Below are 21,603 nucleotides of genomic sequence, written 5' to 3'. Positions count from 1 at the left end.
AAAACGGATTTATCCCATTACGGTTTTTACCCGTTATGGACTTTGTTCTTATTAATATTTTGTGTGTCTGAGTTTTAGAGTCTATTGTTTCTAAATCCTTACAAAAGTAATACTTTTATTTTATCTAAAGAAAAAATTCAACTTCTTGTAAGTAGATTGATCTATCATACTTTAAGTTTAATCTACTTGACGTTTTTGTTTATGTGCTTATTTTAAGAAGCTCCTTTGTATTTAATAAAAGAAAAAACCTTCACTAATTAAAGCAAAGGTTTTTTGAATTTTATTAAATTTCTTAAGTCTTAAAGAATTTTTCTTGTTACTTTAATTCCTTCAGATGTTACTATGTTTATAATTAACACTTGATCTTGAATGTTATTCATGTCAATTGAAATAGCATTAGCATTGATTTTAGATTTTTCAGCAAGTAATCTTCCTCTTACATCATACACTTTTACATTGTCCATAATTTCATTTCCTGAAACGATTTCAATAATATTTCTATTTTTTGCAATTTGAATTTCATTTTCATTGAAAGTTACATTGCTTAATACTGTGTTTTTGTAAACTAATTTAAATCTTGTGTCATGAATTCCAGCTGTAGCTGTAAATAAATATGGGGCTGATTTTAAATCATGATAAATGTTTAACAACTCATCTTTAAGATAAATATCCTGAGTGCCTAAAAATAAACCGTCAATTGTATTTATAGCAATATGATAGGTACCAGCAGTTGGAACATTAAAGCCGATAGCTACTTGGTCATTATCATCAAAGGGTAAATTTCTACCTTGTATTACAAATGTTTCATTGTTAATTAAAGAGTAAATACCCATTGTAAGTGTGCTTGCAATTGCATCATAAGCTGACTCTTTGGCTACGGTAGCACCAGAAACATAACCTAAAAGAGTTGTTTCTGCTATGTTGTTCGCATCTACAATATCTAGCCAAATTCTATGTCTTTCAATATTGTCAAAAGAAGTTGTTTGCTGGTTTGAATTTCTAAAGAAATTGTCATTTAAATAAGGTGAACCACTACCATCTCTTCTTATCGTGTTGTTGAAGTTTACTGTTCCACTACCTGTTGCACCATCTAACATTTCAACAAAAAACGCTTGTCCACTTTTAATAATATCTGATGATGTCGGAGTTGTTGATCCTGTAAAATTAATTGTTACATAATCACTACCTGAATAATTATAGGCAAAACTTCCATAAAAAGGATTTGTTGCACCATTTACGGCATCAATTCCATGCTTCCATAATTTTACATTTTTTTCAATTAAAGGATTTTCACTTAAAAATTGTAATGCATTAATTGCAGAAGGATAAGGGTTTCCAATCAAATTATAATTATCATCAAGGTTGTTTATTGGGACGCCATTTGCACCTGGATATACACTACCTGTGTAATCTCCTCTATAAATAGGTACAGAAATAGTACCATTGTTCGGTCTTCCTGTAAAAGTGGAGCTGATATTTGTTGCAGCCATTCCGAAACTACTAGAACCTCTAATTATGTAACCACTTCCGTTTGCCATAATAGCTGGTGGATTTTCCCAGTTTCCTTGACTAATATTTCCACTAGCACCATTTCCATTATTTGCAAGAGTATTCCAGCTATATTTTGGTCCTTGCGCTGGTGATGTATAAAAAGAGCTTATAGCTTGATTGTTAACTGGAGAAGACCAATACACATAATCAGATCCTTTTATATTAGCAGCTATTCTTTTGTAAATGATGTTTCCAGTATTTGTGGCATTATTTATTTGTACTAGATTTGAGTTGTTTTCGATTTGGAAAGTACCTCCAGCCTCTACTATAACTTCATCAGCAATTATTAAATTGTTAAGAGGTTGAGTGTTTAAATTTCCAGCACTTTTTACTCTTAAGTTTTTACCATAAGCAGTATAATTTGTTCCAGAAATTATTGTGTTATTTGGTATAATAACACAATTGTCAATAGCTGGAACTCCATTAGGAGACCAGTTATTGGAATTATTCCAATTTGTATCAACAGTTCCTTTCCAAACTCTAGTTTTATTAGTTACATTAATTGTTCCACTTGTAGTACAACCGTTTGCAAGATTTGCATTTGCAGTGAATGAAAAAGCTGCATTTTCTAATTGTACTAAAGTAGGCTTAACATAAACTACAGAAGCAGGAGTCCCTGAAGTATAAGGAATAGTACATGCTAAATCAGTATAAGCATCTATTGGAAATCCGCTTGTCCATGTAAAGTTTGGTACTAAAGGTTTTTCACCAAATAGTTTGATGTCATCTATTGCAACACCATCACACCAACCTGCTAAATATCTAATTCTAACTTTAAGAGAATTAATATTGATAAATGAATTCATAGGAATTGTTTTAGTTACAAAGTTTGTACCAATTCCTTGATCTGTTAAATATGATGCTAAAGGAGTTGCTGACCAACCACTTCCTGTATTTGTCTCAATAAAAATCCCTTCTACAGAAGCATTGTTTGCATCATAATAACTTGAAAAATATATTTTAAAAGTTAAAGTAAGGTTTATAAAGTCTGTTGTGTTTACTGCTGTTATTAATTCTAGTGCTTCATTAACTTTTCCAGCAGCAGAACCACCAGCAGTTAAGTCTGAAGTCGACATCATAAATTTATTCGATCCAAAACCAGAAGACACTGCAGGATACCATACTGGATACGTAGGATAAGCAGGTACGTAAGTGCTTGATCTTATTTGCCAATTTGTTATACTACCATTTGGTGAAGTAATTTGATTGTTTGCAAAACTACTTGTTCCACCTTCAAAATCTTCATCTACTAAGAATATTTGTTCGTTTGACCCTGTTGCCGTTAAATCGATAATTTCATTTTCTCCACAAATTTCAGGATTAGAGTTACTAAATGTTAAAGTAGGTACTTTCTTAATTGTTGCAATAACTGCGGTTCTAAATAAAGATTCACATGAACCGTTATAAGTAGTAACATAGTAAGTAGTAGTAGTACTTATTGAAGGAGTATTCCACGAAGATGTTGGTGAACTTGTATAAGTTCCTCCAGTAGATGTGGTGTACCATCTGTATTCAGTTGTTCCTGAAGAACCTATTGCATTTAAAGTAACAGCTCCTGATCCACATCTGAAATTATTACTAATTGAAGTTATTTTCGCACTACAATTAGCCACTACAGTAAATAAATAGTCTTCTGTTTCTCCATCCACATTGCTGTAAGAGGTGCATGCATCAAAAGTATTTCCTGCAGTGTTGACAATGATTCTCATTCTTATTCTATAATCTCCTGGTACAGTTGCTACAGGTATCTGAAAACCGAATGTAGTATTAACAAAGGGATTTGTACATTGGTAAACTATTTCGCTTGTTTCGAAAGATCCATTTTTGTTCCAATCTACCCACGCTTTCATGAAATTTACACCAAAACCGGTTGTGGTGTTCATAAATATATTCATTCCTTCACCTTGTGCTTGAGTTGCTTTTGGTAAGGCAGTATGGTCTTGATATCCACGTGGAGAAATACTCCAAGTAGAATTATTTGTTGGAGGATTTGTTAAATTTCCTAAAAAGGAAACCTGGTTAATATAATTGTATTGCTCGTAACCGTTTGATACAGTTGGGATACAATAGGCAATTGTTACTGTTAATTGTGCAGAAGTAGAAAAAGAAGAAGTTCCACATGTGTTAGTTGCAGAAGCTCTGTATAAATAGCCATTCATTGAAAGAGTAGCACCTGTAATATTTAAAGTTGAAGTAGTTGCATTTGTATAAACACCACCATTAGTAACGGTTGTCCAAGTACCTCCACCATTAGTACTAACTTGCCATAAATAAGAGGTAGGGCTGTTTGATGCTGCTACTGTGAATGAAGTATTTGCTCCTACCGCAATAGATGAGTTAGCAGGGTTTGTTGTAATTGTAGGCGTAGTCAAAACAGTAAGTGCTACCGCACTTGAAATTCTGTTACAAGTTGATGTATTGGTAATTATTACATCAAAGTTTCCTGCTATACCTAAAGCTGGGTTTGTTATCGTTAAAGTTGCAGTATTAACACCACTATAAGGTGCTGTATTTGTTAGAGTCACTCCGTTTCTTCTCCATTGATAAGTAGTAGCGTTTGTTGCAGTAACTGAAATAGTTCTAATTCCAGAACCTGCACAAACTGAAGTTGGTGCTACTGGTTGTACCGTTATGGTTGGAGTTGCTAAAACCGTAAAAGCTGAAGGATTACTAGTTCCTCCTGATGTTGTTACTAAAACATTACCAGTTGTTCCTGTACCAACTGTAACGGTTATAGAAGTTGCTGTATTAGCTGTTATTGTTGCAGCAGTTCCTCCTATTGTTACAGTAGTTGCTGATGTTAAATCTGTACCATTTATAGTTAAACTTGAGCCGACACAACCTGAAGTTGAACTTAAAGACGTTATTGTCGGAACTGGTGTTGCTATACATGAAATAGCAAGGTTGAAACCTGAGCAAACAACTGATCCATCAGAAGTAAATCTTATGGTTAAAGAACCAGTAGTTGATGTAATATTAGTCAGTGTGTAAGTAGAACAAGTACCCGTAGTAGTTGGTGAAGTCCACAAAACTGCTCCTCCTGTTCCAACACCGTCATAAATTGTCATAAAATCATATCCTGGCTCAACGTTCAGAGTACCATTAATACGAACTTTATTACCTGCAATAGATGGATTTATTACAGTATAACCATTAGAACTATTGCTGTAATCTCCAGTACTTCCACCACTATCATATAAATTTCCAGAACAAGTTGTGATTGAGTTATTACCTGTTACAGGGACAGTGCTTTCAACTTTATTAACACAAATGTCTCCAGTCATGTCATTATTACCACTGTTGTTTGTTCTCATCAAACGTAACTTATACGTAGTGTTTGGAGAAACATTAGTAGTTAAAGTTGCACTACCATTATTTGGGATTATACAGTCTATTTCAGTTAAAGTATTGCAAGCACCTGTTCCCGTATAAATAGCTAGTCCTATTTGCCTGTTACCAATTGCAACAATGGAAATGCTTGTTGTTGTTGCATCTGTAGTAAATGTATACCAACCATCTCTAAAGGATGTACCGCAAGAAATAGGTGCGGTTGTAGATGTGAAACTACTAGCCACGTTATATGCAGTATTGACACAAGTTGTTCCTACTGAAATAGAAGTTGGTGTTGCACAGTCATTAGTTTGTGAAAAAGATTGTGTAATTGTTGCAAAAAATGCAAAAATGAAGAAAAAATGTTTCTTAAAAGCGTTCAAAAGGGCATTTGAAGGACTGATAATTGTTAGATTTGGGTAACTATTTTTCATAATAAAGTAGGTGTCTATTAAAAAGGAAGCAATAGGCAACTATTTCAAGAATCATGAAAATCAAAAAGACGGATTTCGCCTCTATTAATATTTTATGTCTGAATTTAGCGTCTATTATTTCCAAAATCAAAGTCAAAAGTAATTTATAATTTTGTATTCACAAAAAAATGACTATGAATACATTGATTACATCGTTTAAACGACAAAAAACTTCGACGAATGGTTTTTTCTAATTATTTTTTTATGTATGTTTGTCCTATAAATGATTTTTAAATTAATGAAAATGAAAAAATTAACTCTTCTACTAGTGTTTTTTGTTTTTGGTTATACAGGTTATTCTCAATTGTTCGTAAAAAATGGTAGTTATATCTATAATAACAATCAAGTTGTTTTTGTTAAACAAGATGTAAATTTGGAAACCAACTCTAACTTTTACTTAAGAAACCAAGCTCAATTAGTACAAGGTAAAACGGGAGTTTCTGCAAATTCTGGTAATGGAAAACTTTCTGTTTTTCAAGAAGGAACTTCAAACCGCTATGTGTATAATTATTGGTGTTCTCCTGTTGGAGTTGCAAGTGGTTCTGTTGGAAATACTAATTTTGGTATTTTATTAATGAATCGACCAACTGATCTAACGAATACTTCTGTAATAACAACAACAGCTTATGATGGTTCAACATCAAATTCTAGTTTAGTGGTTGCAAAACATTGGATTTGGAAATATATAACAGCTAATGGTTACAATCCAGGAGGTCCAAACGGTTGGATTCATGTGCAAGATGCTCAAACACTTTTGCCTGGACAAGGTTTTACAATGAAAGGAGTAAGTGGTACAGATGCAACTTTAATTACTACAGAAACAGTACAAGCTAATAATACTGGAAATAATCAGCGTTATGATTTTAGAGGAAGACCAAATGATGGTGATATAGCTGTCGATGTAGATTTAAATGATTATACTTTAACAGGTAATCCTTATCCTTCAGCAATGAATGTAAGTGCTTTTTTATTAGATCCGGTCAATTCAAAATGTACAGGAATTGCTTATTATTGGGAACAAAATAAAACAGATAGTTCGCATTATGTAGTAGATTATCATGGAGGTTATGGGAATTTTGCTCCAGTTTTACCAACATATAATGGTATTTATGTGCCTGCAACATTTGATACTTATAATGCTAACGGAACCTTAAATACTACAGGTTCTTCATCTGGTTTAGTAATTGAAAGAAAATATGCTCCAATTGGTCAAGGTTTTATGATCGAAGGAAATGCTATGGGAAATGTGCTCCTAAAAAATGAATATAGAGAATATGTTATAGAAGGTGGTGGTTTATCTCAATTTGAGAGAAATGCCGCTACAACTGTTCAAAACACAACGAGTACTTCACTTGAAGTTCCTCACATGCGTTTTGATATTTCTCTTAATAACCAATTTACACGTCAATTGGGTCTTGTTTTAATACCTGAAGCAACAGATTTAGTGGATAGAGGAATAGATGCTAAAAGTACCGATGGAGATGCATTGCCAAATGATGCTTATTTCTTTTTAGATGCCACGCAATATCTAATTGAAGGTGTGCCTTTTGATATAAATAAAAGAATAAAGGTTGGTGTAAAATCAAATCCAAATACTAATTTTAATTTTAGACTGTCTCATGTAATTAACTTTGATCAAACTCAAGATGTTTATTTATATGATGGTTTAACACAAACTTATCACGATATTAAAAACGGAAATTTTGATGTTAATTTACCAGGAGGAATAATTAACGATAGATTTGAAATTACTTTTACGGCAACAGCTTTAAATACTATAACAAATTTTGAAGAAAATTTTGCAATCTATCAAAATAATGATTTTCAAACCCTAACTATTGAAAACCCAAAGTCTATTGATTTGCAGTATGTTACTCTTTTTGATATTACGGGTAAAGTTGTTTTTAAACAAGAAAAATTAGGAACCAATACAGCTTATAAATTTCAAACAAATGCTTTTAGTGATGGTATTTATATAGTTAAATTAGTAGCTAGTAATAACCAAAGTTTAAGCTATAAAATTATTGTAAAGAATTCTAGAAAATAGATTCGAAAACACAGTTTAATTAAAGCAGTCTAAAAATCTATAGACTGCTTTTTTTTTTGATTATAACCTTGGGATTTGTAGTTTTGTACAAATGAAAATTATTACTCAAAAAATAAGCTTAAATAATCCTGACTTAGAACTCTATATTAGGCGAGAAGACTTGATTCATCCTTTAATTTCTGGAAATAAGTTTAGAAAGCTTAAGTATAATTTAATTCAAGCCAAAACCGAAAACCAATCTACTTTGTTGACTTTTGGAGGTGCTTTTTCAAACCATATTTTAGCTGTTGCAAGTGCTGGATTTGAAAATAATTTCAAAACAATTGGTGTAATTAGAGGAGAAGAATTGATTTATAAAATTGAAGAAAATCAAACCTTAAAAAAAGCACAAGAACTTGGGATGCAATTTAAATTTGTTACAAGAGAAGAATATAGAAATAAAACAAATAAAGCGTTTTTAATTAATTTGCAAAATGAATTTGGCTCGTTTTATCTTTTGCCAGAAGGAGGAACAAATAATTTAGCTATAAAAGGTTGCGAAGAGATATTAACAAACGAAGATACAAGTTTTACCCATATTTGTTGCTCAATTGGTACTGGTGGAACGATTTCAGGAATTATTAATTCAAGTTTTGATGGTCAACAAATTGTTGGTTTTCCTTCCTTAAAAGGTGATTTTATTTCAAATGAGATTAGTAACTTTGCAAACAAATCTAATTGGAATATAATTTCGGACTATCATTTTGGAGGTTATGGTAAAATAACTGAGGATTTAATTCGTTTTATTAATGAATTTTATACAACTCATAAAATACCATTAGACCCAATTTATACAGGAAAAATGATGTTTGGAATTGATGATTTAATCCAAAACAATTATTTTCCTAAAGGAAGTAAAATTTTAGCCATTCATACAGGAGGTTTGCAAGGTATAAACGGAATGAATACTTTATTAGAAAAACAAAAAAAAGAAACAATAATAACTGATGAAATTTAAAATTGCCCTAATCGTTATCTGCACTCTATTTTTAATGAGTTGTGGTTCGCATAGAAAAGTTAGAACAACAAGTTCCAAAAAGCCTGCTAAAAAAACTAATGTTGCAACCAAAAGCAAAATAAATAAAAACGAACTAGAAAAATTGGAAGCTACTTCATTTGTAGTGGTAACTTTTGAAAACGTTGAAGAATATATTTCTTGGTTTAAAAATACAGCCATTAGCAACATGATTAATTATAAAATTCCGGCAAGTATTACTTTGGCTCAAGGGATTTTAGAGTCTGGTGCAGGTAAAGGGGAATTGTGTAAAAAAGCAAACAATCATTTTGGAATAAAATGTCATGTTGGTTGGGAAGGAGCAAGCGTGCATCATGATGATGATGAAGCTCAAGAATGCTTTAGAAAATATAATCATCCAGCAGAATCGTATAGAGATCATTCTTTGTTTTTAACTTCTAGAGACAGGTATAAATCTTTATTTAAATTAAAAGGAAATGATTATAAAGGCTGGGCTCAAGGTTTAAAAGATGCTGGTTATGCAACCGATCCAAAGTATCCAGCAAAGCTTATAGCTATCATAGAAAGATATCAATTGTATAGATTTGATGCTGAAACGTTAGGTATTTCAAATGATGATGTTGTTTATGAAGCTCCTAAAAAAGCAATAAGCAATTCGGAATATGAAGTAATTAAAGGCGATACATTGTATTCAATTTCAAGAAAACATAATATCTCTGTAGACGATTTAAAAAGTAAAAATAATATTTCTGACAATGCCATTTCTATTGGTCAGATTTTAAAGATAAAATAATGTTATATAAAAGAAGTAGCGAATTATTTGTTGAAGCTAATAAAGTAATTCCAGGAGGTGTAAATTCACCAGTAAGAGCCTTTAAATCTGTTGGGGGAACACCAATATTTGTAAAAAGTGCCAAAGGACCTTATTTGTTTGATGAAGACGGAAATAAATTAATTGATTATATCAACTCTTGGGGACCAATGATTTTAGGTCACGCTCACGAACCAGTTGTTAATGCAATAATTGAAAGAGCTAAGCTAGGAACATCTTTTGGAACACCAACAGAACTAGAGACAAAGATTGCTGAATTAGCAGTTTCTATGGTCCCAAATATTGATAAAATTCGTTTTGTAAATTCGGGTACAGAAGCTTGTATGAGTGCAGTTCGTTTAGCTCGTGGTTATACCAAAAGAGATAAAATAATAAAATTTGCAGGCTGTTATCACGGCCATTCAGATTCGTTTTTAATTCAGGCAGGAAGTGGAGCTATTACTTTTGGTTCGCCAAATAGTCCTGGAGTTACAGAAGGAACAGCCAAAGACACATTATTAGCAAATTATAACGATGTTGAAAATGTAAAAGCCTTATTTGAAGCAAATAAAAATGAAATTGCAGCTTTAATCATTGAACCTGTTGCCGGAAACATGGGTTGTATTCCTCCAAAAGAAGGTTTTTTGAATGCTTTAAGAGATCTTTGTGATGAATATGGTGCAATGCTGATCTTTGATGAAGTAATGACTGGATTTCGATTGGCAAAAGGTGGTGCACAAGAATTATATAACATCAAAGCAGATATTGTTTGTTTCGGTAAAGTAATTGGTGGTGGTTTACCCGTTGGAGCTTTTGCAGCAAAAACAGAAATCATGGATTATTTAGCACCAATTGGTCCTGTTTATCAAGCAGGAACATTGTCAGGAAATCCACTTGCAATGGCTGCAGGATTTGAAATGCTGAAAGAATTAAATTCAGATATAGAAATCTACAGCAGATTACAAGAAAAAACAGCTTACTTACATAAAGGAATTTACAAAGTTTTATCAGATAAAAAAATTGATTTTACTATAAATAGAGTAGGTTCGATGATTTCGGTACATTTCGATAAAAACGAAGTATCTGATTTTGAAACAGCCAAAAATGGGGATAATGAAAGTTTTAAAAAGTTCTTTCATAGTTTGTTAAACGCAGGGGTTTATATTGCTCCATCGGCTTACGAAACGTGGTTTATTACTGATGCTTTGTCTTATGAAGATTTAGATTTCACCATAAATGCAGTAAATAAAGTAGCGGATAGTTTGTAAAAAAAAATCCCGTTTAGTTTTTAAACTAGACGGGATTTTTTTAATAGTAAGATAATTAATTTTTAATTAATTTCTTGTATAATTCTGGATCGGCTTTTAATTTTTCAATTTCACCAGCATCCAATGTAGCTGCTAATTTATGCTCAATTACATCAGATAAAACTTGTATTCTTTCTTGAGATAATCCTTGAATTAATAAAGTTCGATGTTTTTCGATAAATAAATTCTGTAAATCAGTTACAATTTGACCGTCAATTTCTAAATATTGAGCTAATGCTACTGCATCTTGTTTTCCTAATTCTTCAGCAGTTTTTCCTTCTTGTGCATTTGCATTAAAAGAAAGTGCAAACATAAATACGAAAAGTGCAATTATTTTTTTCATGATATTTTATTTGTTTTGATTTTGAAAGTCAAATCTAACTAAATTTTTTTAATTTCAAAATAATATAGCTACTTTTTTATTTTACTTATTCTGATTTTTTAGCTCTTCTTTCTTTCATTTTTTCTTTTCGATCGCCCATTTTTTCATTTCTATCTTCTTTTGTTGCTTCCCATTTTTTATACTGGTCGTCTGTTAAAATAGATTTCATTTTTGCATCAATAGCTTCTTTTTTCTTGTCCATTTTTGCTTTCATTTCTGCTCTTTGTTCTTTGGTAGCTTTCTCGGCAGTTTCTTTCATTTCTTTTCTTTTCTCCATCATTTCAGAACGATCTTCTTTCTGAGTATTTAAAAGTTCTTTGACTTCTTTTTGTTGTTTTTCATTCAAATCAAGATCTTTTGTCAATTTCTTAACTTGCATTTCTGTTCTTTGTTCTGGAGACATTTCTTTTCCTTCTCCTCTTTTACCTTTTTCTTGAGCAAATGTTGTCAAACCAACAACTAATAATACTAATACAAATAATTTTTTCATTTTTATAATTTTTAAAGTTTGATGATAAGACCATCAAAAAATAAAAAGGTTTAATCTTTAACAAAAATTTAAATTTTTTCTAAAAAAAAATAGCCACAGATTCATAGATTTTTATTTATAATCTGTGAATCTGTGGCTAAATATATTTTAAGCCTATTGACTCTTAACTTTTAAGCTCTACAATTTTACTTTCCCCTTCAACTCTAACAGAAGTCATGTTGTGTTTTGCTAAACCTTTCATAGCAGCATCCCATTTTTTTCCACTTAAATCAGCTTTTGTTTTAAGTTCCGCTAAATCCATTGCATTTTCGTTTTTAGCTAACAAGTCAACAATCATTTTTTCTTCTTCCGACAATTCAACTTGTTTTTTCTCTGGTCTCATTTGAGGAAAGAATAACACTTCTTGAATCGATTGATTGTTTGTTAAAAACATGATTAATCGGTCCATCCCAATTCCTAATCCAGAAGTTGGAGGCATTCCGTATTCTAAAGCTCTTAAGAAATCTTCGTCAATAATTCCGTTTGCTTCATCATCTCCTTTTGCTGCTAAAGCCATTTGGTTTTCAAAACGAGCTCTTTGGTCAATTGGGTCATTTAATTCAGAATAAGCATTTGCTATTTCTTTACCACAAACCATTAATTCAAAACGTTCTGTTAATTCTGGATTATCTCTATGTTCTTTACATAATGGAGACATTTCTTTTGGATAATCCGTAATAAATGTTGGTTGAATAAAGTTTCCTTCACATTTTTCACCAAAAATTTCATCAATTAATTTCCCTTTACCCATAGTTTCATCAACTGCAATTCCCATTGAACGAGCAGCGTCAAATAATTCTTTTTCAGATTTTCCAGTAATGTCAAATCCTGTAAAGTTTTTAATGGCATCGGTCATAGTAACTCTTGCGTAAGGAGCTTTAAAACTCACTTTATGTTCTCCAAAAGTTGCATCCGTTGTTCCGTTTACTTCATTAGCACAGTGTTCTAATAAATTTTCGGTAAATTCCATCATCCAATTGTAGTCTTTATAAGCTACATATATTTCCATTGCCGTAAATTCTGGATTATGCGTTCTGTCCATTCCTTCATTTCTAAAGTTTTTTGAGAATTCATAAACACCATCAAATCCACCAACAATCAATCTTTTTAAATATAATTCATTCGCAATTCTCATGTACAAAGGAATATCCAAAGCATTGTGATGAGAAATAAAAGGTCTAGCTGCAGCTCCACCCGGAATAGCTTGTAAAATAGGAGTTTCAACTTCTAAATAACCTGCTGTATTGAAGAAATTTCTCATAGCCGTAAAAAGTTTAGTTCTCTTTACGAAAACCTCTTTTACTTTTGGGTTAACTACTAAATCTACATAACGCATTCTGTATCTTAATTCTGGATCAACAAAAGCATCATGAATATTTCCTTCAGTATCTGTTTTTGGTAACGGTAACGGACGAAGTGTTTTACTTAATAAAGTTAAATTAGTTACTCTAACCGATTTTTCACCAACTTGAGTTGTGAATAACGTTCCTTCAATTCCAATAAAATCACCTAAATCAAGTAATTTTTTAAAAACCTCATTGTATAAAGTTTTATCTTCATCAGGGCAAATTTCATCTCTATTTACATAAATCTGAATTCGACCCTCACTATCTTGCAATTCCGCAAACGAAGCTTTTCCTTGGATACGAGTACTCATCACACGACCAGCTAGAACCACCTTTTTACCTTCTTCATAGTTTTCCTTAACTTGTTTTGAGGTAGCATCCACAGGAAATAAATCTGCTGGATAAGGGTTAATGCCTAGACCACGAAGTGTGTTTAGTTTTTCTCTTCTAATGATTTCTTGTTCGGAAAGTTGCATATTGTTTTTATTTTAAGCCTGCAAAGATAAGTAATTGTTTAAAAGTTTCAGAGTTTCAGCGTTTTTTTCTGAACATCCTAAATCTGAACATCCGAAAATCTATTAGAAGCAAATGGTTTGGGCTTCTTTAGTTATGTAATTCCTGCCATCCATTCTATCTTTTTTTTACAAAAAAAGGATGCCATTCCTGTCAGGGCTATTTGAGAAATCATTTGTATCTTTGTGGAGATATAATTAAAGGAATGAATAAAGCAATAAGACTTCAAGATTTAGGACAAAAAGATTATAAAAATACTTGGGATTATCAAGAAGAACTTTTCAAAGAAATAGTCGATTTAAAAATCAAAAACAGAAGAGAAGAAAGGAATGATGAAACACCAAATTATTTTTTATATGTTGAGCACCCTCATGTTTATACTTTAGGTAAAAGCGGAGATTTATCAAACTTGCTTTTATCCGAAAAACAATTGGTCGATAAAGGAGCTACTTTTTACAAAATAAACAGAGGAGGAGATATAACTTATCATGGACCAGGACAAATTGTTGGTTATCCAATTTTAGATTTAGAGAACTTCTTTACAGACATTCATAAATACTTACGTTTTCTAGAAGAAGCTATAATTTTAACTTTAGCAGAGTATAATGTAATAGGTACAAGAAGTGAAGGCGAAACTGGTGTTTGGCTTGGAGTAGGAACACCATTTGCTAGAAAAATTTGTGCATTGGGTGTTAGAGCAAGTCGTTGGGTTACTATGCATGGATTTGCCTTAAATGTAAATGCAGATTTAGGCTATTTTGATAACATAATTCCATGTGGTATTAAAGGAAAGGCAGTTACCTCATTAAATGTAGAACTTGGTGTTGAAAAAATAGATGAAGAAGAAGTTAAAAGTAAAATTCTAAAACATTTTTCTATATTGTTTGATTGTTCGATTATATAAATTTTCGAGAAATCGATGCTTCGAGAAATTTAAAGATCCAAACTCAATTGTTCGGGCAATAACCTAAATGTCATTCTGTGGTATTTGGTTGGTCCATATTTTCTAATAGCTTCTCTGTGCTCTTTTGTTGGGTAGCCTTTATTTTGCCTCCAATTATACATAGGAAATTCTTCATGTATCTTATTCATATATTCGTCTCTGTAAGTTTTAGCTAAAACTGAGGCAGCAGCTATGCTCATAAATTTACTATCACCCTTAACTATTGTAGTATGTGGGATGTCATTTACAGGTTTAAACCTGTTTCCGTCAACAATAATGTATAAAGGAGTAGGATTTAACTTTAAAATACTTTCTTGCATTGCTTTTATTGATGCGTTTAGAATGTTAATTTCATCAATAATTAGTGGTTCTAAATGCGTTACTGCAAAAGATAAAGCTTCGTTTTCTATAATTGGTTTTAATATTTCTCTGTTTTTTTCTGATAATTGTTTAGAATCATTTAAAAGATTGTTTCTAAAATTGTCTGGAAGAATTAGGGCAGCTGCAGTTACAGGACCGGCCAAACAACCTCTTCCGGCTTCGTCTGTACCGCATTCATGCTTAAATCCTGAAAAGTTAAATTTTAACATTCCTTTTTTTTGATAAAAATATAAATTTTAACGCAACCTTTTGCATTATTCTGCATCTTTTAAATGTCTTTATAAAGCAAAGTTAGTTTTAGGGTAATAAATTTTAACATAATTAAAAACTAATTATTAGTTAATAAAATTTGTTTATTTAAGAAATTATTAAGAAGTTTGCTGAATAACTAACTCAAATAAATTTAATATGAGATCGAAGTTCAAATGGATTTTTACGCTTTTAGTAGCGTTTACAATGCAGTTTTCGTTTGCACAAGAGAAAACTGTTACGGGTAATGTTTCTGATGAATTAGGAACATTGGCTGGTGCAACTGTTGTTGTTCAAGGTTCAAACCGTGGGGTAACAACAGATTTTGATGGAAATTATTCAATTTCTGCAAAGCAAGGTGAGGTTTTGGAATTTTCTTTCGCAGGAAAGAGAAAGTCAACAGTAACCGTTGGTGCTGCAAATGTTTATGATGTTGTTTTACAAGAAGGTTTCGTAGGAGACGAGATTGTATTAACAGGTATCGTGGGTGTTGCTAGAAAAGCTGATGCTGTAACTTCAACTTACCAAGTGGTGAAAGCAGAAGAATTGAATCAAGCAGCCAATCCGAATGCTGTACAAGCTCTTGCTGGTAAAGTTTCAGGATTGCAAATTTCAACAACTAGTAATGGTGTTAACCAAACTAACTCAATTGTGTTAAGAGGTAACCGTTCTATTACAGGTAGTAACGAAGCGTTGATTGTTATTGACAATGCAATTTCTTCTGCTACAGTTTTACAAAACTTAGCTCCAGAATCAATCGAGTCTATGAACGTAATTAAAGGTGCTCAAGGAGCTGCTTTGTACGGAGATAGAGGGGTTAATGGTGTTATTGTTGTAACAACAAAAAGAGGTAATGGTGAAGAAAAAGTGAGTATATCTCTAAACTCTTCTATTGCTTTTGAGAATATTTCATTCATGCCTACACGTCAAGAACGTTTTGGTCAAGGATGGAGTGGACAACATGTAACTTATGAAAATGGTGCATGGGGTGCAGAATTTGATGGTGTTTCAAGAACAGTAGGTCAAGTTCAAGCTGATGGTACTTATATCATGGCTCCATATTCTCCAATTGATAAAAATATCAATGAATTCTTTAAAACAGGTACGTTATTCCAAAACGGAATTAGTATTAGTGGAGGTTCTCTTGAAAAAGGGTATGTAAGTATTACTGCTAACAAGCAAAATACTGACTTCGTTGTTGATGGAGATAAATTAGATAGAGCATCTTTTATTGTAAGAGGTGGTAAGAAAATTGGTAAATGGACATTAGACGGAAACGTTAATTACATTACGTCTAAGACAGAACAAACTACACCGGATATATTACAAGAGCTTTTACAAGCTGCTACTAATATTCCTGTAGAGAAATTTAGAAATTCAGGAAATGAAGGTGCTTGGACATCTTACTACAGAAATCCTTATTGGAGAGCTGACAATGAAAGACAAATTGATAGATCTGATTACATGACTGGTAGTGCAACTCTTGGTTATGAAGTTAATAAAAACATTAAATTAAATTATATTGCTAACGTAAGAACTTTCCAAAATAACGGATATAGCTATATTAACGAATATATTGATAATATCCAGTTAGGTGGAGGTGATGCATCTACTGTATCTTCTTTTTCACAATATAATTCAGGTCAAAGAGATTTCTACGGAGATTTAACTGCTAACTTTAATTATAAATTAACTGATAAAATCGGATTTAATGGTACTGTTGGTAATAATGTTACTGATAGATTCTTTAAAAGAACTACTGTTGGAGGAACTAATTTAACTATCCCTGGTTTATATACTATTGATAATGTTGAAAATGTTGCTGCAACTACAGGAACTAGTAACTATGAAACAAGAGCTAGATCAGCTTCTTTCTTTACTAACTTAGATTTTGATTATAATGACTATTTATATTTAACATTAACAGGTCGTTATGATATGATTTCTGAATTAGTTGGTAGTTCTCAAGGAAATAAATATTTCTATCCATCTGTTGGTATGTCATTTATTCCTACAAAAGCTTTTGAAGGACTTAGAAGTGATAAAGGTTTAAAATATGCTAAAGTATATGCTAACTACATTAGAGTAGGTAATAGATCTACTATTGGTGCATATGATTTAAATAATTTATATACTGGTGGTGCTGGTTTCCCTTATGGTAACAACAATTCATTTGTACAAGATATAACTGTTACTGATGGTGCAATTAAGCCAGAATTTCAAACAACTCTTGAAGGAGGTATTAACTTAGGTTTCCTTAAAGATAGATTAACTTTAGATTTTTCAGCTTACAAAACAACTACTACTGACCTTATTACAAGTGTAGATGCTTCTGCTGCTTCTGGATTATCAAGATTAGAAACTAATATTGGTAAAATGACTAATAAAGGTTTTGAAGTTGATTTAGGATTTACTCCAATTGCAAAATCAAGTTTTAATAACTTAGGTTTAGTATGGGAAAACAGATTAAGTTATACAACTTATAAAGCTATCGTTGATGAAGTTTCTGACCAAGCGGATGAAGTTGCATTAGTTACTGGTGCTGAAGCTAGTATTTTTGCTGTTAAAGGTGAAGAATTCCCTGTAATTAAAGGAACTGCTTACGAAAGAGATGATCAAGGAAGAGTAATCATTGGTTCGAATGGTAACCCATTACGTGCTGAAGGATTAAAAGTATTAGGTAAATCAACTCCAGATTATATTCTTAACTACAGTACTTCTGTAAGTTTCAAAGGTGTTAAATTATCTATGGTAATGGATTATAGAACTGGTCACCAGTTTTATGCTCAATCAAAAGATTGGTTATCATGGTCAGGTCACTTATATGAGTCTGCAGTAAATGGAAGATCTGGATTTATATTCCCTAACTCTTCTATTGAAACTACTCCTGGTGTGTATACAGCCAATACAAGTACAGTAACTGGTGGTAATACTTATTCTTCTTATTTATCTTATTTTCAAGATGAATATGCAGATATAGCTGAAAACATGGTGTTAGATGCTACTGCTTTAAAAATTAGAGAGATTGCTTTAAGTTACGGTTTACCAAGTGAAACTGTTAAAAGAATTGGTCTTTCTTCGCTACGTTTTAGTGTTTCTGCAAGAAACCCATTCGTATTCTTAGCTAAAGAAAACAGAGGTTATGCTGATCCTGAATCTTCTTTCTCTAATGGTAATGGTAAAGGTTTTGCTAATATTGGTAGATACCCTACAACTAGAACTATGGCATTTACATTAAACGCAACATTTTAAAAAAAATTAGATATGAAAAAAATAAAAATTTTAGCTCTGTTCGCATTTCTAAGTTTTATGTCATGTGATAATTATTTGGATATTAATGATTCTCCAAATAATGCTAAAGATACTGATGTAACACCTGATTTAGCTTTGGCAGCAGCTCAAACAAGTTCTTACGCAAACGTAACAACTTCAATGAACTTTTTAGGTAATTTATTTATGAATAACTGGGGGTATGACGTAAATTCATTTGCGGTAACTAATCCTGCTGAGTTTTCTTATTCAATAGATAATAATTTTTACGCAGCAATATGGAATACTCCTATGCGTAATACGGCTAACTTAAGTAATATTATTAATACTGAGTTTCCTAATTATGAAAATCACGTAGCTATTGCAAAAATTTGTAAAGCTTACTATTTTCAAATTTTAGTAGACATGTATGGTGATGTTCCTTATACAGAAGCTCACCAAGGTGTAGCTGATATTACTCCTGCTTATGATGGTGCAAAATCTGTTTACCGTGATTTATATGCACAACTAGATCAAGCTATTGCTTTAATTGACAATTCTCCATCAGCAAAAGCTGTTGGTGCAGAAGATGCAGTTTTTGGTGGTAACATGTCACAATGGAAAGATTTTGCTAATACAATGAAATTAAGATTGCTTATGCGTCAAGTTGATTTAGCAGAAGCTGGTACTGATAGTGAAACAACAACTTATGTTGCTGATAAATTTGCTCTTTTATCTGGTGCTTCTTTCTTAAGTGTTAATGCAACTTTAAACCCTGGTTACTCAGATACTCGTGCTGATACTCGTAATCCATTCTGGAATATTATGTATGGTGAGGATAACACAACAGTAACTGCTTTCTACAGACAATACAAAGCGTCTAAAAGAAATGCTGACAACTTAAATTCTACTTCTGATCCAAGAAGATCAAGATTATTTACTTTAGTTGGTGGTTCTGTAGTAGGTGTATTACAAGGAGATAGTTCTGTTGTAAATGGAGGAACTGCTCCTGCAGTTTTATCATCTTTTGGACTTGGTGTTTTATCAAGTGCTTCTCAAGATGCTTACATGTTCTCGTTAGCAGAAAGTTTGTTATTACAAGCTGAAGCGGTTCATAGAGGTTATTTAACTGGAAGTGCTCAAAGTTTGTTTGATGCAGCAATTGATGCGTCTTGTATTCAATTGGGAACAACAGCAGGAACTTATACAGGTTCTATTAATGGTACTCCTGGTAAAGGATATGGTTCTGGTACGTATGCTCAAAAAATTGAAGCAATTATGTATCAAAAAAATATTGCATTACAAGGTACAAGCCAATCTTTAGAAACTTTTATTGAATATACAAGAACTGGTCTTATAGATTCTGTTCCTGGTTCAATCTTAGGAGCTACTCAAGCTAATAGACCAAGACGTTTATTATACCCAACATCAGAATATACTAGTAACTCAGCAAACGTTCCTGCTCAAGGTAATGTTTTTGCTACTGGTTCTTTCTGGTATGCATATTAATCAATTTAAAAAAATATAAATTATGAAAAAGATTTTATCATTATTTGCTATTACAACGGTACTTTTTTCTTGTACCAATGATGATATTAGAGCTGAACATCAGCTTGACTCAGGAAGCAAGATTGTAGGTTTCTCAAAATCATTTGAAACTGTATCTTACTTTACTGATGAAGGGCAAATACAATTAGGATTTCCTGTTACTTTAATTGGTACTGGAAATGGTCAAACTTTAAGCGCTCCAATAGAAGTGCAATATCAAGTTGACTTAGCTAGTAGTACTGCTACTGAAGGTGTAGAGTTTAACTTTGCTAATACTACTGGAAAAGTTACTATTCCAGCTGGAGGTACATTTGCTGAATTTCCTCTTTTAATTAACACTGGGCAATTAAACCCAACAATGAAAACTGAATTAGTTGTTAAATTAACTTCTGCTAGTAACTCTACAGTAGTTGGTACACAATATGAGTCATTAAAAGTGATTTTTGTAGGGTGTCAATCTTTAATTGCTGGTCCATCAGGTGTTGGAAATTATACTGTTTCTGTTAAGAGAGCGGATCTAGCATCACCTTCTGTATTTGTTGGAGAAACTGTTACTGAAACATCAGTTAATAATTTTGTAACTCGTACTTCTGGTAACTATGCGTTTGGAGTTTTGAGTGCTTCAACTAGACAAGGTTATGATTTTGCTGATATTTGTGGAGAAATTACTATTCCAGAACAAAATTTAGCATCTGTATATTCTAATATATTAAGACCAAATAGTGCTAATAATGGTTTAGACGGAACAGTTACAGATATTAATCAATTCATAACAAAATATGAAATTGGTTTTACAGGAAACACTGTATGGAGAAGCTACACTGGTACTTATACAAGAATTTAATTTAAACTTAAAACATGAAAAAACATTTTATAAATAAAGCTTTTTTTGCTTCAATAATGGTTTCGTTGTTTTTTACATCTTGTAATGAGATTGAGAATGACACTACTGACGCTCGTTCAGTAAAGCCAGTTGTTACTGCGAATCAAACTAATTTTACAATTGAGGAAGGCGAAACAGCAACTGTAACATTAACAACTGCTACAGCTCTTAACCTTGATATGACTTTTAAATTAGAGTTGGTTGGTGGAACAGGATCTTTTGGTGACTATATGTGTTCTGGAACAGAAACTTCAGATGGTGATGGTTTTGGTGCTATTGGTCATATTGTAACTGTACCTGCTTATGCTTCTACAGGAACATTTGATATTACTCCAATATTTGACTTATTGCCTGAAGGTACAGAAACACTACAATTTAGATTGTATTCAGATTCTTATTCAAGAGGTGCTATTGCATCTGGATCAGATATGATTAATGTTTCGGTAATTAACAAAACTTCTTCGGATTTTGTTACTGTACTTGATTGGACTCAAACATCTGCTAATTCATTTGGATCTGTAAGTGAAGGTTCTTATCTTGGTACAGATGGAAATCAGCATGGTTATTGCGATTTAGATTTTGATTTAGAGATATATGACGAATTTGAAACTAGTGTAGTTGCAGATAGTTACTCTAGTTGTCCTGAATCTATTACTTTAGATGCTACAACGCCTGATGGTACTTATGTTATTGTTCCAAGTTTATGGACAACAACTGGTAATTCATTACCTGCAAGTGATTTCTTCTTTAAAGTTAAAGTAACGATGTCTAAGCCTGGTGTATTCATTAAAGAAATTAATGTTGACAACAACTGGAAATTTTCTGAAGGTGGTGCTCAACAAGGTAATCCTAGTGCATATTATCCAATTGCTAGATTAACAAAAACTGGTACTAATTATGTTGTAAAAGACTATACTACTGGTGATGTTTTAGCATCTGGAAAACTTGCTAACTTCAAGTTAAAATCAAAAAAAAATAAAATTTAATTATAATTAAATTATAAATTTTTAAAGACTGCTTTTTAAGCAGTCTTTTTTTGTTTTTAA

14 protein-coding genes are annotated in these 21,603 nt (G+C 32.0%); 9 read left to right on the top strand and 5 right to left on the bottom strand.

Going from position 1 to position 21,603, the window contains the following annotated elements; translation table 11 throughout:
* Positions 1–299: 299 nt before the first annotated feature.
* On the bottom strand, positions 300–5,315 hold the full coding sequence (locus tag AAC008_RS12090; protein ID WP_339889542.1) for a GEVED domain-containing protein: 5,016 nt from the start codon (positions 5,313–5,315) through the stop codon (positions 300–302).
* Between the two features lie 283 nt (positions 5,316–5,598).
* On the opposite strand from AAC008_RS12090, the gene AAC008_RS12085 reads away from it, so the two are divergent.
* From AAC008_RS12085 to hemL, 4 genes are all read left to right on the top strand, one after another.
* Entirely contained in the window at positions 5,599–7,401 is a 1,803-nt protein-coding gene (locus AAC008_RS12085; RefSeq protein ID WP_339889541.1) for a T9SS type A sorting domain-containing protein, read from the top strand.
* A gap of 91 nt (positions 7,402–7,492) precedes the next feature.
* The gene (locus AAC008_RS12080; protein WP_339889540.1) at positions 7,493–8,398 is read left to right on the top strand and encodes a pyridoxal-phosphate dependent enzyme; all 906 of its coding nucleotides are present in this window, start codon (positions 7,493–7,495) and stop codon (positions 8,396–8,398) included.
* Entirely contained in the window at positions 8,388–9,209 is an 822-nt protein-coding gene (locus AAC008_RS12075; RefSeq protein ID WP_339889539.1) for a glucosaminidase domain-containing protein, read from the top strand. The genes AAC008_RS12080 and AAC008_RS12075 overlap by 11 nt, the downstream gene beginning before the upstream one ends.
* Positions 9,209–10,495, top strand: coding sequence for a glutamate-1-semialdehyde 2,1-aminomutase (gene hemL, locus AAC008_RS12070; RefSeq protein WP_339889538.1), 1,287 nt, complete (start codon positions 9,209–9,211; stop codon positions 10,493–10,495). Before AAC008_RS12075 ends, hemL begins: the two co-directional genes overlap by 1 nt.
* Before the next feature lie 55 nt (positions 10,496–10,550).
* Here the strand turns inward: hemL and AAC008_RS12065 are convergent, their stop codons facing one another.
* From AAC008_RS12065 to lysS, 3 genes are all read right to left on the bottom strand, one after another.
* Complete coding sequence (locus tag AAC008_RS12065) at positions 10,551–10,877, bottom strand: hypothetical protein (protein ID WP_339889537.1); 327 nt, start codon at positions 10,875–10,877, stop codon at positions 10,551–10,553.
* An 85-nt stretch (positions 10,878–10,962) separates the two neighbouring features.
* The gene (locus AAC008_RS12060; protein ID WP_339889536.1) at positions 10,963–11,406 is read right to left on the bottom strand and encodes a DUF4890 domain-containing protein; all 444 of its coding nucleotides are present in this window, start codon (positions 11,404–11,406) and stop codon (positions 10,963–10,965) included.
* A gap of 163 nt (positions 11,407–11,569) precedes the next feature.
* On the bottom strand, positions 11,570–13,267 hold the full coding sequence (lysS, locus tag AAC008_RS12055) for a lysine--tRNA ligase (protein WP_339889535.1): 1,698 nt from the start codon (positions 13,265–13,267) through the stop codon (positions 11,570–11,572).
* Positions 13,268–13,509: 242 nt separating this feature from the next.
* Between lysS and lipB the strand changes: the two genes are divergently transcribed.
* Positions 13,510–14,208: a lipoyl(octanoyl) transferase LipB gene (lipB, locus tag AAC008_RS12050; protein WP_339889534.1), complete on the top strand. Its 699-nt coding sequence runs from the start codon at positions 13,510–13,512 to the stop codon at positions 14,206–14,208.
* A 29-nt stretch (positions 14,209–14,237) separates the two neighbouring features.
* Here lipB and AAC008_RS12045 read toward each other — a convergent pair whose 3' ends face one another.
* The gene (locus AAC008_RS12045) at positions 14,238–14,837 is read right to left on the bottom strand and encodes a ribonuclease HII (RefSeq protein WP_339889533.1); all 600 of its coding nucleotides are present in this window, start codon (positions 14,835–14,837) and stop codon (positions 14,238–14,240) included.
* A 199-nt stretch (positions 14,838–15,036) separates the two neighbouring features.
* On the opposite strand from AAC008_RS12045, the gene AAC008_RS12040 reads away from it, so the two are divergent.
* Genes AAC008_RS12040 through AAC008_RS12025 form a run of 4 tightly spaced genes read left to right on the top strand, consistent with a single transcriptional unit; the run spans position 15,037 to position 21,543 of the window.
* Positions 15,037–18,129, top strand: coding sequence for a SusC/RagA family TonB-linked outer membrane protein (locus tag AAC008_RS12040; RefSeq protein ID WP_339889532.1), 3,093 nt, complete (start codon positions 15,037–15,039; stop codon positions 18,127–18,129).
* 12 nt (positions 18,130–18,141) lie between these two features.
* Positions 18,142–19,635, top strand: a complete 1,494-nt coding sequence (locus tag AAC008_RS12035; protein ID WP_339889531.1) for a SusD/RagB family nutrient-binding outer membrane lipoprotein — start codon at positions 18,142–18,144, stop codon at positions 19,633–19,635.
* Between the two features lie 22 nt (positions 19,636–19,657).
* On the top strand, positions 19,658–20,518 hold the full coding sequence (locus AAC008_RS12030) for a hypothetical protein (protein WP_339889530.1): 861 nt from the start codon (positions 19,658–19,660) through the stop codon (positions 20,516–20,518).
* Positions 20,519–20,532: 14 nt separating this feature from the next.
* Entirely contained in the window at positions 20,533–21,543 is a 1,011-nt protein-coding gene (locus AAC008_RS12025) for a hypothetical protein (protein ID WP_339889529.1), read from the top strand.
* Positions 21,544–21,603: the final 60 nt, after the last annotated feature.

This window comes from uncultured Flavobacterium sp., from assembly GCF_963975515.1.
Lineage (GTDB): Bacteria > Bacteroidota > Bacteroidia > Flavobacteriales > Flavobacteriaceae > Flavobacterium.
This window is presented reverse-complemented; position numbering and strand designations above follow the sequence as displayed.